Origin of the sequence: Modestobacter altitudinis, from assembly GCF_005930475.1 — a bacterium.
Lineage (GTDB): Bacteria > Actinomycetota > Actinomycetes > Mycobacteriales > Geodermatophilaceae > Modestobacter > Modestobacter altitudinis.
In genome coordinates this window covers 1-14367 of the sequence record NZ_SJEW01000098.1, presented here as the reverse complement: position 1 = coordinate 14367, position 14367 = coordinate 1, and the positions used below count along the sequence as shown (strand labels likewise).

The window sequence follows — 14367 nt, the reverse complement described above, 5'->3', positions numbered from 1 at the left end:
GGCGGGGGCGGCGGGGATGATCGTCGGCGTGCCCGCACCCGAGGTGATCACCGATCCGACCGACGAGCGGGTGGCGGACTTCCGTGACCTGGTCGCCGGCGACCGTCGTCCGGGCACCGAACGGGGCACCGGGCCGGTCATCGTCGAGGGCGTCCCGGCGGTCGAGCGGCTGCTGGCCTCGCCGTACCCGGTGCGCACCGTGATCGGGATCCCCGGCCGGGTGGCCGCCCTCGACCTCCCCGTCGGCACCACCGCGTACGAGGCGGACAAGTGGGTGCTCTCGGACCTGATCGGCTTCCGGCTGACCCGCGGGGTCCTCGCCTCCGCCGACCGGCTGCCGCCACCGGACCTCGACGCGCTCGTCACCGGTCCGGATCCGGCGGCGCCTCGCCGGCTCGCGGTGCTCGAGGGGCTCAACGACCACGAGAACATCGGGTCGATCGCCCGGTCCGCGGTCGCGCTCGGCATCGACGGTCTGCTGCTGGACCCGCACTGCGCCGACCCGCTCTACCGGCGGTGCGTCCGGGTCTCGATGGGGCACGTGCTGACGCTGCCCATCGCGGTGCTCGGCGACTGGCCCGGCGGTCTGGACCGGCTGCACACGGCCGGGTACCACACGGTCGCCCTCACCCCGGCGGACGACGCGGTCGACCTGATCGACGTCGACCCGCGGGCCCACCCGCGCACCGCGGTGCTGCTCGGCGCCGAGGGACCCGGGCTCACCCGGGAGGCGCAGCAGGCGGCCCAGGTGCGGGCCCGGATCCCGATGCGCAGCGGCGTCGACTCGCTCGGGGTCGCCGCCGCCGCCGCGGTCGCCTTCGCCACGCTGAGGTGACGTGCTGGAGCGGCCCCGTCCACAGGCTCGCCCCGAGCCTGCGAGGGGTGAGGAGGACGGGGTCCTCGGTCAGCCGCGCAGCGAGAGCTTGGCCAGCTCGGCGCGGGCCTGCTCGGCGACCTGCGGGGCGCAGAGCACGTCGTAGCGCCCGGCCACGATCTGGCTGGTGCTGGTGAAGTCACGCTTGCCCTGCGACGCCGCGTAGCCGACCGCGCCGAACACGGCACCGAACACCAGACCGATCAGCAGGCCGCTGACCACCGAGCCGATCCAGTCCGCGCCGTCGGTGGCGAAGATGCCCAGCAGCAGGCCCACGAAGAGCCCGAACCAGGCGCCGCTCGCCGCGCCGGCGCCGATCGCCCGGCCCCAGCTGAGCCGGCCGGTGACCCGCTCGACCTGGCGGAGGTCGCTGCCGATGATCGTCACGTTCTCCACCGGGAACTTCTGGTCGGAGAGGAAGTCCACCGCCCGCTGTGCCTGCTGGTAGTTCTCGTAGGACCCCACCTGCACGCCGCCGAGCGGCATGGACACCGATGCTGACACGTCCGTCTCCCGTTCCGTACCGGTCTGCTGGCGGCCGGTGGACCCGGCTGCCACGCGCGTCCACCCGGACGACCACCCGGCGCACTACCCAGGACGATCTTCGCGGACACCGTGTTCCCCGTCGCCGGCGTCGCGACCGCCGGGCAGTCACGGTCCAGGACCGGGCAGGGAGGCACAAGGACGCTCGTGCTCTGCTCACCATGGTGAGCAGAGCACGAGCTGCGGAGACCACCCGGCCTCCCCGCCTCGGTCAGGCGGGTCGTACGGAGGAGCGCAGGCGTCTGCTCTCAGCGGTGCCGGCGGACCCCGAAGACGATGTCCTCCCACGCCGGGATCCGGGCACGCGGGTCGTCGGTCTCGCCGTCGCCGAGCGAGCCGAGGACGACGGTGTCCTGGGTGTCGGCCTCGTCGTAGGGGCTGCGGGCGGACTGGCCGCCGTGGGCCGGCCGGGCCTCGCCGTACGGGCCGTCGTCGCCGGAGAGGAGCACGTCGACCGGGTTGCCGTCGGCGGGCACCACGTTGCGCACCTCGTCGTCGGACCGGTCGAGGAGGCCGGGCTCCTCGTCACCGCGTCCCTCGCCGCCGTGCCCGTCCGCGCCGGTCACCATCGCGATGGACCGGCGTGAGATCGGTGCCGCGGGCAGGCCGACCGGGACGTCGGGGACGACCCGGACCAGCCGGGTGCCCTCGGCGAAGTCCATCGTCGTGGCGTCGACCGGCGTCACCGTCCTGGCCGGGATGTCGTAGCTCCAGCGGGTCGTGCCGGACTTGTGGCCGGCCCGCCAGGCGGCGCGGACCTGCCAGGTGCCGTCCTCGGACCGGTGCGCGTCCCACCGGACGGCGTCCAGGTCGGCGCCGAGCAGCCGCAACCGCTCGGACATGAACTGCTCCAGCGGCACGCTCGGCGTCCCCTCCGACAGCCGGACCCGGGCGTCACGGGCCTGCTCGGCCACCCGGGTGCGCTCCTGCAGCACGGGATGGGCGAACCGCATGATCCGCTCGACCCGGGTGCCCGAGGCGTGCGCGACCTGCTCGGGGCTCTCCCCGGCGCGGATGCGCGCCTGGATGACCCGGGGCGGCAGGTCGTTGGCCGGCTGTGCGGGGACGGGCTGCGGAGCCGGCTCCGCGGTCGGCTCGGCCGGCCGGCCGGCGAGGAGCGACCGGAGGTGCTCGTCGACCGCCAGCTCGAGGTGCTCGACGTCGTCGGACGGGTCGGGCCCCTCCGCGGCGAGCACCAGGTGCGTGCCGTCCTCGGAGAGCGCCACGAGGCGCAAGGAGCGCATGGGGCGACCTCCAGCAGGGAACCGGTGCTCGTCCGGGGGAACGGACCAGCTGCAACGCTATCCGCGCCTCCGCACACGTGTACGGCCGACACGCCCGGCCCGGCGCGTCGGCTCGACAAGAGCCCTGCCGACGTCCTCGCCGTCGGTCACCGCCCGGTCGCAGGCCGCTGCCGCAGCCGCCAGGATGGTCCCCTCGACGCCCACGACCGACGCCAGGTCACGTGCCTGAAACAGTCCGGGGGCATGGTGGTCCGGACGTCACGGCAACCGGCACGGGGAGGAGCACGCGATGTGCGGCATCTCGGGTGAGCTCCGGTTCGACGGTGGGATCGCCGACATGGCTGCGGTCAGCGCCATGTGCGACCAGCTGCAGCGCCGGGGACCGGACGGTTCCGGCGGCTGGCAGTCCGGGCCGGTGGCGCTCGGCCACCGCCGGTTGAAGATCATCGACCTGACCGACGCCGGCGCCCAGCCGATGGTCGACGCTGAACTCGGCCTGACGATGGTCTTCAACGGGATCATCTACAACTACAAGGAACTCCGGGCCGAGCTGCAGCAGGCCGGGTACCGGTTCTTCTCCACCTCCGACACCGAGGTGGTCCTCAAGGCCTACCACCGCTGGGGTGCGGCCTGCGTGGAGCGCTTCCTCGGGATGTTCGCGTTCGTGGTGGTCGAGCGGGAGACCGGCCGGGTGGTCATGGGCCGCGACCGGCTGGGCATCAAGCCGCTCTACCTCAGCCGCGGCCCCGGCCGGGTGCGCTTCGCCTCCTCGCTGCCGGCGCTGGTGCGCGCCGGCGGCGTGGACACCGGCATCGACCCGGTCGCGCTGCACCACTACCTGTCCTTCCACGCCGTGGTCCCCGCGCCCCGCACGATCCTGTCCGGGGTGCGCAAGCTGCCGCCGGCCACGGTGCGCACCTACGAGCCGGACGGGCGCGAGTCGGACTGGGAGTACTGGCGCCCGGTGCACGAGCGGCGGGCCGAGCTGGCCGACCTGCACCCGGTGGAGTGGCAGGAGCGGGTCCTCGAGCAGCTGCGCGTCGCCGTGCGGCGGCGGATGGTCTCCGACGTCCCGGTCGGCGTGCTGCTCTCCGGCGGCCTGGACTCCAGCCTCATCGTCGGCCTGCTCGCCGAGGAGGGGCAGCACGGCCTGGCCACCTTCTCCATCGGCTTCGAGGCGGTGGGGGAGCGGTCGGGGGACGAGTTCGTCTACTCCGACGTGATCGCCGAGACCTTCGCGACCGACCACCACCGGCTGATGGTGCCCAGCGCCGAGGTGCACGCGGGGCTCGACGGCGCGATCGGCGCGATGAGCGAACCGCAGACCAGCCACGACGCCGTCGCGTTCTACCTGCTCTCCCAGCAGGTCAGCCAGCACGTGAAGGTGGTGCAGAGCGGGCAGGGCGCCGACGAGGTCATGGCCGGGTACGACTGGTACCCACCGCTGGACGGCGTCCCGGTCGCCGACGCCGTCGACGCCTACGCGAGCGTCTTCATCGACCGCCCGCACCGTGCGATGGCCGACGTCCTCTCGCAGCGGTGGGCGACCAGCGAGGACGTCAGCCGCGCCTTCGTCGCCGAGCACTTCGCCCGGCCGGGCGCGGACACCACGCTGGACCGGGCGCTGCGGCTGGACTCGACGATCATGCTGGTCGACGACCCGGTCAAGCGGGTGGACAACATGACGATGGCCTGGGGCCTGGAGGCCCGCGTGCCGTTCCTGGACCACGAGTTCGTGGAGCTCGCCGCCGCCGTGCCGCCGGAGCTGAAGCTGCTGCACGGCGGCAAGGGGGTGCTCAAGGACGCCGCCCGCAAGGTCGTCCCGGCCGACGTCATCGACCGGCCGAAGGGCTACTTCCCGGTGCCGGCGATCATCGACCTGCAGGGGGAGTACCTGGAGACGGTGCGCGCGGCGCTGCACGCACCCGAGGCCCGCGAGCGCGGCCTCTTCCGCCCCGAGTACGTCGACCGGCTGCTGGCCGCACCGAACAGCCACCGCACCACGCTGGGGTCCAACCAGCTGTGGCAGGTGGGCCTGCTCGAGCTCTGGCTGCAGCGGCACGGCATCCGCTGACGCCCGGGGCTCTTCACGGACCCCACCCGCCCTGCCGATGCCGGGGAGGACGACGACGTCCACCCCGGGCGGTCCCGCTCTGCCCGTCCCGTCCAGGAGGTGACATGACCGACGCGCTGCGGTCAGCCGGCCTGTCCACCCACGTCCGCCTCGCCATCGCCGAGATCGCCGGTGCCTCCGGCGCCTGGTGCCCCACGCTCGCGCCCACCGGTGACCGGGTCGCCTACGTGAGCGACCGCTCCGGGCTGCCGCGGCTGGAGGTCGCCACCCTGGAGCAGCAGACGCCGCCGGCCGTGCTGTCCGGCGTCGACGAGGAGGTCGTCTCGGTCGCCTGGTCGCCGGACGGCGAGTGGCTGGCCTACCTGGTGAGCCCGGGCGGGTCGATCTGCGCTCAGCTGTGGGCCGTGCGGCCCGACGGCACCGAGCGGCACCTGGTCGCGGGGGAGGACCCGCGGTCCACCGTCTTCGCCGGCGGCTGGACCGCCGCGGCCGGCCACTACGTCTGCTCGATCGCCCCCGGCGACGGCCCGGACGCCGACGTCGTCCTGGTGGACGTGGTCAGCGGTGCCCGCCGCACGCTGGCCACCGGCGGCTTCCTGTCGGTCACCGCGGTCGCCGCCGACGAGCGCACCGTGCTGGCCCGCCGCGGGCCGCGCGGGCACCGGCACGTCGTGCTGGTCGACGTTGTCACCGGCGTGCAGCGCCGGGTCGTCCCGCTCGGTGACCCCGGCGGTCGGGCGTCGGAGGACGGCCGGTTCGCCCCCGACGGCCGGGCGGTCTACCTGCGCGCCGGGCTGCCGGGCCTGCCCGGCGTGCCGCGCAGTGACCGGACGGCGCTGGTCCGCGTCCCGCTGGACGAGGACCGGGTGCCCGGCCGCGGCGAGGTGCTGGTGGCCCGCCCGGACGCCGACCTCGACGCCTACGCCGTCCGCGCCGACGGCACCGTCGTCTGCGTCTGGAACGCCGACGGGTGCACCCAGACCGACGTCCGCGACCTGGCCGACGGCACGCTCCGGCACACCGTCGCGCTGCCCCAGCCGGTGATGCCCGGCTGGTCGCTGTCACCCGACGGTCGCACGCTGCTCGCCGAGCTCACCGGCCCGCTGTCCCCGCGGTCGCTGTGGCTGGTCGCCCTGGACGGCGGGGACGACCCGGTCCCGCTGCCCTCGACCCCCCGGCGTCCCGACGTGCACCTGCTCGTCACCCCGGAGCACCGCCGGTACCCGGCCGGCGACGGCACCGAGCTCGACGGCTGGCTCTACACGCCGCCCGGGGTGCACGGGCCCAACCGCACGGTGGTCAGCTTCCACGGCGGCCCGGAGGGCCAGGAGCGGCCGGACTTCTCCCCGGTCGCGCAGGCGCTGGTCGCCGCCGGGCTGACCGTGTTCGCGCCGAACGTGCGCGGCTCCGGCGGGCACGGTGCGGCGTTCATGGCCGCCGACGACCTGGCGGCCCGGGAGGCCTCCTTCGACGACGTGGTGGCCACCGTGGAGCACCTGGTCGCCGCGGGCATCGCGCTGCCCGGGCAGGTCGGCGCGCACGGCTGGTCCTACGGCGGCTACCTGACGCTGGTGGCGCTGACCCGCTGGCCGGCGCTGTTCGCCGCCGGCGCCACGCTCGCCGGGATGAGCGACCTGCGCACCTTCTTCGCCGGCACCGAACCGTGGATGGCGGCCGCGTCGGTGACGGAGTACGGCGACCCGGTGGCCGACCGGGAGATGCTCGCCGCCCTCTCGCCGATGACCGCGCTGGACCGCCTGACCGCCCCGGTGCTGCTGACCCACGGCGACCGGGACACGAACGTGCCGGTGCTCGAGTCCGTCCAGGCGCACCAGGAGCTCACCGCGCTGGGGGCGCCGGCGGAGCTGGTGCTGCTCCGCGGCGAGGGGCACACGATCGTGGGACGGGAGAACCTGTTGCACCTGTCCGAGCGGGTGGCCGAGTGGTTCGATCGATGGCTGTGACGACGTGCGAGTGAGCAGCGCAGAGAGCGCCGGCGACCGAGGAGCGGAGCGAGCCCGGAGTCGAACCGTCGTCGCTGTGAGCCCGCGATGACCAGCGGTCCCAGCGTCTTCGCCCGGTACCCCGCGTCGGCCGGCGACGAGGCGGTGACCGAGGACGGCTCGGTGCGGCCGGGCTACGCACCGGTGGCCGGGGTCCTCGACCGGCTCGGTGGGGTCGGCCTCACGGCCGTCGTCGGCGCGGTCGCCCAGGAGCGGCGGATGCGCGGGGTCGTCTTCGGCAGCTTCGTCGACGGCCGGCTCGAGGAGCGACCCTTCCCGCTCTGCCCGGTCCCACGGGTGCTCTCGGCGGCCGACTGGGCGCACCTGTCCGCCGGCGTCGAGCAGCGCACCCGGGCGCTGAACGCCTTCCTCGCCGACGTCTACCGCCCGTCCGGACGGCGGCGCTCCGACGAGGACAAGCAGCCCGAAGCGGTGCGGGCCGGCGTCGTCCCGGACTGGGTCGTCTCCGCCAGCCCCGGGTACCGGGCGGACGCGGTCGGGTTCGCGGCGGCGGGGCAGCAGCGGATCACCGTCTCCGGGATGGACCTGCTGCGGGGGCCGGACGGCTGGGTGGTGCTGGAGGACAACCTCCGGGTGCCCTCCGGCATCGGCTACGCCCTCACCAACCGGGACAGCGGCCGCGCCGCGCTCCCGCAGCTCTACGGCGAGGCCGAGGCCGCGGGGCTGGTCGACCCGGCCGAGTCGGTGGCGCTGCTGCGCGCCGCGCTGGCCGATGCCGCCCCGGTCGGGTGCGACGGCGTGCCGCAGCTGGGCCTGCTCACCGACGGCCCGCACAACTCCGCCTGGTTCGAGCACCAGCTCCTCGCCGAGGTCATGGGCATCCCGATCGTCACCCCCGACGTCCTCTGGCCGACCGCGACCGGTGGGGTGGCCGTGCAGCGGGACGGCGAGCGGGTGCCGGTCGACGTCCTGTACCGGCGCTTCGACGAGGCCGACCTGGCCGCCCACCTCACCCCCAGCGGTGTCTCGGTCGGCGCGCTGCTCGCCGGGGCGATCCGCGCCGGGCAGCTCGCGGTGGCCAACGTGCCGGGCAACGGCGTGGCCGACGACAAGGCCACCTACCGCTACGTGGACGCGATGATCCGGTTCTACCTGGCCGAGGAGCCGGTGCTGTCCTGCGTGCCGACCTGGCTGCTGGCCGAGCAGGCCGACCTCGCGCAGGTGCGCGACCGGCTGCACGAGCTCGTCGTCAAGCCCGTCGACGGGTACGGCGGGCAGGGCGTGGTCTTCGGCCCGCTGTGCTCTCCCGGCCAGCTCGCCCGGTTGCGGGCCGAGGTGCTCGCCGCCCCGCACCGGTTCGTCGCCCAGGAGCCGGTCGACTTCTCCACGGTGCCGACCGTCGTCGACGGCATGGTCGTGCCGCGGCACGCCGACCTGCGGGTCTTCGCCGTCGCCGGCAGCAGCACCCGGGCGCTGCCGTCCGCGCTGACCCGTGTCGCGCTCACCGAGGGGTCGCTGCTGGTCAACTCCAGCCAGGGCGGCGGCAGCAAGGACACCTGGGTCCTGCCCACCTAGTGGAGTGCCACGGGCGCACTTCCCGCGCCGTGGCACTCCACTACAGCGGTTCGAGCAGGCGCCAGGCGGCCCAGGCGCTGGTGACCATGTCGTGCAGGTCGCGCCGCGCGCGGAAGCCGAGCTCGCGCTCGATCCTGCCGACCGCGGCCACCACGCTCGCCGGGTCGCCGGGACGGCGGCCGGCCACCTCGGGCGTGGTGTCCGCGCCGGTCACCTCGCCGACCACGCGGAGGACGTCGAGCACGCTGCTGCCGTGCCCGCGGCCCACGTTGTAGGTGCACCCCGGCGAGCCGGCCGTCAGGGCGCGCACCGCGGCGAGGTGGGCGTCGGCGACGTCGGCGACGTGGACGTAGTCCCGGACGCCGGTGCCGTCGGGGGTGCCGTGGTCGTCGCCGAACACGACTGGGGCGCGGCCGGCGTCCAGCGCCGCGAAGACCAGCGGCACCAGGTTGGCCGCGCCCGAGTCGCCCAGCCGGGGCGCCACCGCGCCGGCGACGTTGAAGTACCGCAGCGAGGTGGCGGCCAGCCCCCACGCGGCGGCGCAGTCGCGGAGCAGCCACTCGCCGACCAGCTTGGTCCGCCCGTAGGGCGACAGCGGCCGGCACGGCGCGTCCTCGGCCACCGGGTCGGACTCGGGGGTGCCGTAGACGGCGGCGCTGCTGGAGAACACGAACCGGGCCACGCCCTTGACCCGGCAGCTCTCCAGCAGCGCGACGAGCCCCTCGACGTTCTCCGCGTAATAGGTCAGCGGGTCGGCGACCGACTCGGCCACCTGCTTCTTGCCGGCCACGTGCACCACGCCCTGCACGGCGTGGTCGCGCAGCACCCGGCGGACCAGTCCCCGGTCCCGGACGGAACCGACGACCAGCGGCACGCCGGGCAGCTCCTCCAGCCGGACGGCGTCCCCGGTGGAGAGGTCGTCGAGCACCACCACCAGCTCGCCGGCCGCCACCATCGCGTGCACCACGTGCGCACCGATGTAGCCGGCGCCGCCGGTGACCAGCCAGGTCATGCCGGCACCGCCGTGCCGAGGACGGCGCGGGCCGCCGGTCCGGCCAGCAGCACCTCGGGCAGCCCGGCCAGGGCGGTCCGCATCCCCGACTCGCCGCCGAACTGGAAGCCGAGCTGGGTGGTGTAGCAGGCGCACGCGTCGGCCCGCCGGTCCGCGCGCTGGGCCAGCTCGACCGCGGTGAGCCGGTCGGGGAGGGCCTCGCCCGGGACAGCGTCGGGCTGGCGGAGCACGTAGGGGCTGTCCCGCCACCACAGCGTCGGACGGTCCAGCGAGGCGACCGCGCGCAACACCTGCAGGTGGTCGACGTGGGCGCCCAGTGCCTGCGGCGCCAGCCACAGGTCCGCGTCCAGTCCGGCCAGCCGGTCGGCCACCTCGCGCCAGACGTCGTCACCCGGGTGCACGCCGGCGAACAGGTCGGCGGCGCTGGTGTAGCCGCGGTGCGGCGCCTCCGGCAGGTCGAGGTCGACCGGGGTGGCCCCGAGCACCGCCATCGCCGCGGCGTTCTCCGCGCGGCGCAGCGCCAGGTAGTCGACGTCGGCGGTCAGGCCCTTGTCCAGCTGGCAGGCCAGTGCGAAGCCGGTCGGGTCGGGCACGCTGCGGGTGAAGCAGGTGACCACGGTGACCTCGTGCCCGGCGTCGGCCAGCGCCGCCAGGGTCGCCCCGGCGGAGAAGGCCGCGTCGTCCAGGTGCGGGCTGACCGCGAGCACGCGCATCAGAGCAGGTGCGCCGCGGCCCGGAACCGGCAGCTCGGGTCGACGGTCGCGGGCGGCGTCCAGTCCAGGTCCGGCGCGGTTCCGGCGAGCTCGGTGTAGACCCCGTCGATCGCACCGGCCAGCACCGGCCAGGAGTAGAGCCGGCGGACCTCCTCCAGGGCGGTCGTGGCCAGCCGGGTGCGCAGCGGGGCGTCGGAGAGCAGCCGGTCCAGCTCCTTGGTCAGGCCCGGGACGTCGCCGGGGGCGTGCAGCAGGCCGTTCTCCTCGTGCCGCAGGCAGTCCACGACCCCGACGCTGTCGGTGCTCACCGTGGGCAGGCCGCTCGCCATCGCCTCCAGCAGCGTGTTGCTGAACCCCTCGCTGTAGGTCGGGCTGACGAAGACGTCGGCGCAGCGGTACACCTCCGGCGCCGCGTCCGGGGGCACGTAGCCGAGGAAGGTGGTCCGGCTGTCCGCGCGGGCGCGGGCCTCCTCGAGGTCCGGGCCGATGCCGGAGACCACCAGCCGGACTCCCTCGGGCAGTGCCTCGAGCAGGTCGAGCACGCCCTTGCGCCGGTCGACCCGGCCGTGGAACAGCAGCACCGGCGGGTCGGCCAGGCTGCCCAGCGGCTGGTCGGCCGGGGTGAACCGCCGAGTGTCGGTCGCACCCGGCACGATCCGGAAGCGCGCCGGGTCGGTGCCCAGGTTGCCGACCACCTCGTCGCGGAAGCTGGCGCTGCCGATCAGCACCGCGCCGGCGTGGTCGAGCACCGCGCGCATCGCCTCGGCGTGCGTGCTGCAGCAGGTGCCCACCCAGTGGCCGTCACCGCCCTGGATGCTCACCAGGTTCGGCACCCCGGTCTCCCGGGACGCCGCCAGCACGGCGAGGCCCGGCGGGTAGCCGTACTGGGCGTGCAGCACGTCGAAGGGCTGCTCGGCGTGCAGCCCGACCACGGTGCGCACGATCTGCTCGATGTCGCCCTCCCAGTCGGCGGGGACGACGGTCTCGCCGCGGCTGGGCAGCGCGTGGACCTCGACGCCGGCGGGCACCCGGTCGGCCGGCGGCGGACCACCCCCGTAGACCCGCGTGCCGGCCTCGTCGTCCCGGTACTGGCTGACCAGCGTCACGTCGTGGCCCAGCGCGACCAGCTCGCGCAGCAGGTTCTCCGCGTAGACGCTCATGCCGCTCACCGCCGGCCAGTAGCGCCGGCTGACGAAGCAGACCCTCATCCCTCGGCCTTCCTCAGCAGCTCGATGGAGCGGGGCACCATCTGGTGCGCCCGGTGGCCGTCGCGGGAGAGCTCCAGGCTGACCAGCCGGTCGTAGCCCACCGCGCGCAGCGCGGCCAGCACCGCCGGCAGGTCGACGTCGCCCTCGTCGAGCGGCAGGTGGTCGTGGACGCCGCGCCGCATGCCCTCCACAGCGACCGCCCCGAGCTGCGGCCCGAAGGTGGTCACCGCCTCCTCGGGGGTGTACCGGCCGCTGACCACGCAGTGCCCGGTGTCCAGCGCGAGGGTCAGGCCCGGCACCTGGTCGGCGAGGGCGGCCCAGTCGTCGGCGTCCTCGACGAGCATCCCCGGCTCCGGTTCGACGGCGAGGGCGTAGGAGCGCCCACCGTGGCTGTCGACCAGCGCACGCGCGCCGTCGACCAGCCAGCGCCGGGCGTCGTCCCGGTCGACCCCGGGTTGCGGCACGCCGGCCCAGAAGCTCACCGCCTCGGCCTGCAGCACCTCGGCGAGGTCGCAGGCCAGCCGCAGGTAGGCCAGCCGTCGGGCCCGGCCCTCCGGCGTCGGGTTGACCAGCGTCGGCTCGTGCTTGACCCGCGGGTCGAGCAGGAAGCGGGCGCCGGTCTCGACCACCACGCCCAGCCCGAGGGAGTCGCAGCGGCGGCGGACCCGCTCGGCGTGCGCGACCGCGTCGTCGGCGAACGGGTCGAGGTGGTGGACGTCGAGGGTGAGGGCCACCCCGGCGTACCCGGTGTCGGCCAGGAAGGCCAGCGCGTCGTCCAGCCGGTGCGAGGTGAGGCCGTTGGTGTTGTAGGCGTACCGCAGGCTCACGAGGCCACCGCCAGTGCTGCCACGTGCCGGCCGGGCTCCCGGTAGAGGGCGTAGAGCCCTCCGACGATGCGGTCGGCGCCGGCCCGGTCGAACCAGGCGGGGCCGCCCAGCCGCTCCTCGGCGTCGGCGGTCAGGTGCACCCGCGCCCAGCCGCCCGGGTCGGCGCCGACGACGGCCAGGCCGGCGCCGGGGCCCTCGCCGCGGTCGAGCAGCCGCCGCACGCCGCGCTCGCCGATCCGGCCGTAGGACATCGTCTCGGCCTCCAGACCGGGCACCAGCACCTTCGCCGCGACGGCCTCGCCCTGCGAGGGCTGCAGGTCGACCAGCACGTCGAAGCCCTCCGCGGTCAGCGTGCCGACAGCGTCGTCGTCCCCGCCGGTGGGCAGGTCGGCGAGCGCCACGGTGCTCCGCCGGGACAGCACCGAGCCGCGCAGCAGGTCGGTCAGCCGGTCGGTGCCCAGCCGGGTCCACTCGAGCATCGCCTGCAGCGCACGGTCCTCCTCGACCATCCGCTCCGGCGGGTGCCCGTGCAGCCACTGGTCCAGGTAGCCCGGCGGTGTCGCGGCGGCGACGGCGTCCAGCGGGCCGTGCATGAACGCCTTCCGGCTGCGGGCGGCGGCGAACTCGTGCAGCGCCTTGCGCACCGCCGCGTCCCGGTCGGGGTCGGCTGCCTCCCCGCAGGCGGTGACCATCATCGGGGTGGGCTCCGAGCCGTCCCGCGAGCAGCCGACGGCGTAGACGTCGACGACGCCGTGCCCGGTGCTCGCCAGCTTGACCAGCACGTCGATGCCGGCGGCGTCGAGCCGGTCCAGCAGGGCCAGCGCGTCGGGGTCGCGCAGCCCGGCCAGGTCGACCACCGCGCCCTGGTCCAGCGCCCGGAAGGTGGTCGCGTTGCCGTCGCGCTGCAGCACCTCGAGGAGGGCGTGCCGAACCGCCCGGTCGGCGTCGAACGCCGCGCCCTGGCCGTTGGTGATCACCGTGGTGAGCCAGCCGTGGGGCGGCGGGTCGCCGGGCAGCTCCTCGGGGGCGGAGACGACCAGCTCGGCGGGCACCAGCACGGTCTCGCCGTCCCGGGAACGGCTCATCGGCAGCCACTGCAGCTCCCGGTCGTCGTCGTAGCTGCTGCCGGCCTGCAGGCACAGTGTGCGGGGGTCCTGCACCCGGTCGCGGCCCTCGGTGCGGGCCAGCTCGCGGTAGGAGCCGTGCACCCGGTCCAGCCCCCGGTGGGCGCGGATGGACAGCGCCATCTCCGCCATCTCGCCGAGCGCGCCGGTGCGGGCCTCCTCGCGGGTGGCGCCGTAGCCCAGGCCGCTGCCCCCGGGGTGCGCCGGTGAGGAGGACAGGAACGCGCTGTGCAGCGGGACGTCGAGCACGTCCAGGCCCTCGATCGCGAACTCCTCGACGCCGGCGGGGAAGGAGTCGAGGTAGCGCTGGGAGGGGGCGGTCACAGCTCGGCCAGCGCGATCGGCGCGGCGTCCGGCCGGCCGGAGAGCAGCCGCTGCACCAGGTGGACGACGTGGTCGGTGGTCACGCCCGGGACCAGCTCGAACGGCGTGGCCACCGCGTCGAACTCCAGCTCGGCGACCACCGCCAGGTACTCCCGCAGCTCGCCGTGCGACAGCGGGATCTGCGCGTGGAACGCCTTGTGCGCGCTCAGCCCGACCGGGTTGCCGCCGTCGTCCAGGTCGACCTTGAGCGAGTCGCCGCAGAAGAGCACCCCGCGGCGGCTGTCGTGCAGCACCGAGTGGCCCGGGAAGTGCCCACCGGTGCGGTGCAGGACCAGGTCGGGGGCGAGGGTGAGCACGTCGTCGGCCGGCCAGGTGACCCGGAAGGCCTTGGTCCACTCCAGGTCGCGCACGCCGACGCAGACCGTGCTCGGTTCCAGCTCCAGCTGCAGCTGCCACAGCGCGCCGTAGCCGTGCACGTGGCTGGAGGCGAGCACGTCGAGGCCGCCGTGGGCAGCTGCCATCCGGCGCAGCTCGGCCAGCATGGCGTCCGTGTACCAGGGGGCGCACTCGAAGCCGACCAGCCCGGCGTCGGTCTCGATGACCCAGCCGCGGCTGTCCAGCCCGAAGCGCGGCTCGGTGCCGAACTCGGTGATGCCGGCGACGGCGGTGGGCCGCCAGAAGCCGGTGACCAGCTCGTCGGCCTGCTTGGGGGTGACGAACTCGAAGCCGTGCTCGGGCAGCGCGTTGCGCACGTCGGCGCAGACCGGGCAGACCTGCGGGCCGGGGGCCGGCCAGCGCTGCCAGTGCCCGCAGTTGGTGCAGGCGAAGGCGGGCAGGTCCGGTAGGAGGCCGCGGTAGGGGTTGGTGTCAGCCGGGGTGGTGGGG

General features: G+C 75.1%; 12 protein-coding genes. 4 read left to right on the top strand and 8 right to left on the bottom strand.

Translation table 11 applies throughout. From position 1 onward, the window contains the following. A partial coding sequence (locus FHL79_RS23145) for a TrmH family RNA methyltransferase (RefSeq protein WP_342777127.1) occupies nucleotides 1-835 on the top strand: 835 nt, incomplete at its 5' end. Between the two features lie 69 nt (nucleotides 836-904). On the opposite strand, the gene FHL79_RS23140 is transcribed toward FHL79_RS23145, so the two are convergent. Together FHL79_RS23140 and sepH are read right to left on the bottom strand one after the other, a co-directional pair. After that, nucleotides 905-1378, bottom strand: coding sequence for a YflT domain-containing protein (locus FHL79_RS23140; RefSeq protein WP_246081152.1), 474 nt, complete (start codon nucleotides 1376-1378; stop codon nucleotides 905-907). A 287-nt stretch (nucleotides 1379-1665) separates the two neighbouring features. Then, the gene (gene sepH, locus FHL79_RS23135; protein ID WP_138760910.1) at nucleotides 1666-2661 is read right to left on the bottom strand and encodes a septation protein SepH; all 996 of its coding nucleotides are present in this window, start codon (nucleotides 2659-2661) and stop codon (nucleotides 1666-1668) included. A 289-nt stretch (nucleotides 2662-2950) separates the two neighbouring features. Between sepH and FHL79_RS23130 the strand changes: the two genes are divergently transcribed. The 3 genes from FHL79_RS23130 (at nucleotide 2951) to FHL79_RS23120 (ending at nucleotide 8274) form a co-directional block, all read left to right on the top strand. Continuing rightward, nucleotides 2951-4735 carry an N-acetylglutaminylglutamine amidotransferase gene (locus FHL79_RS23130; protein ID WP_138760909.1) on the top strand — a complete coding sequence of 595 codons (1785 nt, stop codon included), beginning with the start codon at nucleotides 2951-2953 and terminating at the stop codon, nucleotides 4733-4735. Nucleotides 4736-4839: 104 nt separating this feature from the next. Then, entirely contained in the window at nucleotides 4840-6699 is a 1860-nt protein-coding gene (locus tag FHL79_RS23125; RefSeq protein WP_138760908.1) for a S9 family peptidase, read from the top strand. 87 nt (nucleotides 6700-6786) lie between these two features. Beyond that, a complete protein-coding gene (locus FHL79_RS23120) occupies nucleotides 6787-8274 on the top strand; it encodes a circularly permuted type 2 ATP-grasp protein (protein WP_138760907.1) in 1488 nt (495 codons plus the stop codon). A 40-nt stretch (nucleotides 8275-8314) separates the two neighbouring features. On the opposite strand, the gene galE is transcribed toward FHL79_RS23120, so the two are convergent. The 6 genes from galE to FHL79_RS23090 form a co-directional block, all read right to left on the bottom strand. Beyond that, nucleotides 8315-9286, bottom strand: a complete 972-nt coding sequence (gene galE, locus FHL79_RS23115; RefSeq protein ID WP_138760906.1) for a UDP-glucose 4-epimerase GalE — start codon at nucleotides 9284-9286, stop codon at nucleotides 8315-8317. Further along, nucleotides 9283-9999 (bottom strand): PIG-L deacetylase family protein, encoded by a 717-nt coding sequence (locus FHL79_RS23110; RefSeq protein ID WP_138760905.1) that lies wholly within the window; start codon nucleotides 9997-9999, stop codon nucleotides 9283-9285. The genes galE and FHL79_RS23110 overlap by 4 nt, the downstream gene beginning before the upstream one ends. Then, a complete protein-coding gene (locus FHL79_RS23105; RefSeq protein ID WP_138760904.1) occupies nucleotides 9999-11207 on the bottom strand; it encodes a glycosyltransferase family 4 protein in 1209 nt (402 codons plus the stop codon). Before FHL79_RS23105 ends, FHL79_RS23110 begins: the two co-directional genes overlap by 1 nt. After that, on the bottom strand, nucleotides 11204-12034 hold the full coding sequence (locus tag FHL79_RS23100) for a sugar phosphate isomerase/epimerase family protein (protein ID WP_171058310.1): 831 nt from the start codon (nucleotides 12032-12034) through the stop codon (nucleotides 11204-11206). Before FHL79_RS23100 ends, FHL79_RS23105 begins: the two co-directional genes overlap by 4 nt. Next, nucleotides 12031-13482: a YcaO-like family protein gene (locus tag FHL79_RS23095; protein WP_138760903.1), complete on the bottom strand. Its 1452-nt coding sequence runs from the start codon at nucleotides 13480-13482 to the stop codon at nucleotides 12031-12033. The genes FHL79_RS23100 and FHL79_RS23095 overlap by 4 nt, the downstream gene beginning before the upstream one ends. Then, on the bottom strand, nucleotides 13479-14367 hold an 889-nt coding region (locus FHL79_RS23090; protein ID WP_246081150.1), incomplete at its 5' end, for an MBL fold metallo-hydrolase. The genes FHL79_RS23090 and FHL79_RS23095, both read right to left, overlap by 4 nt.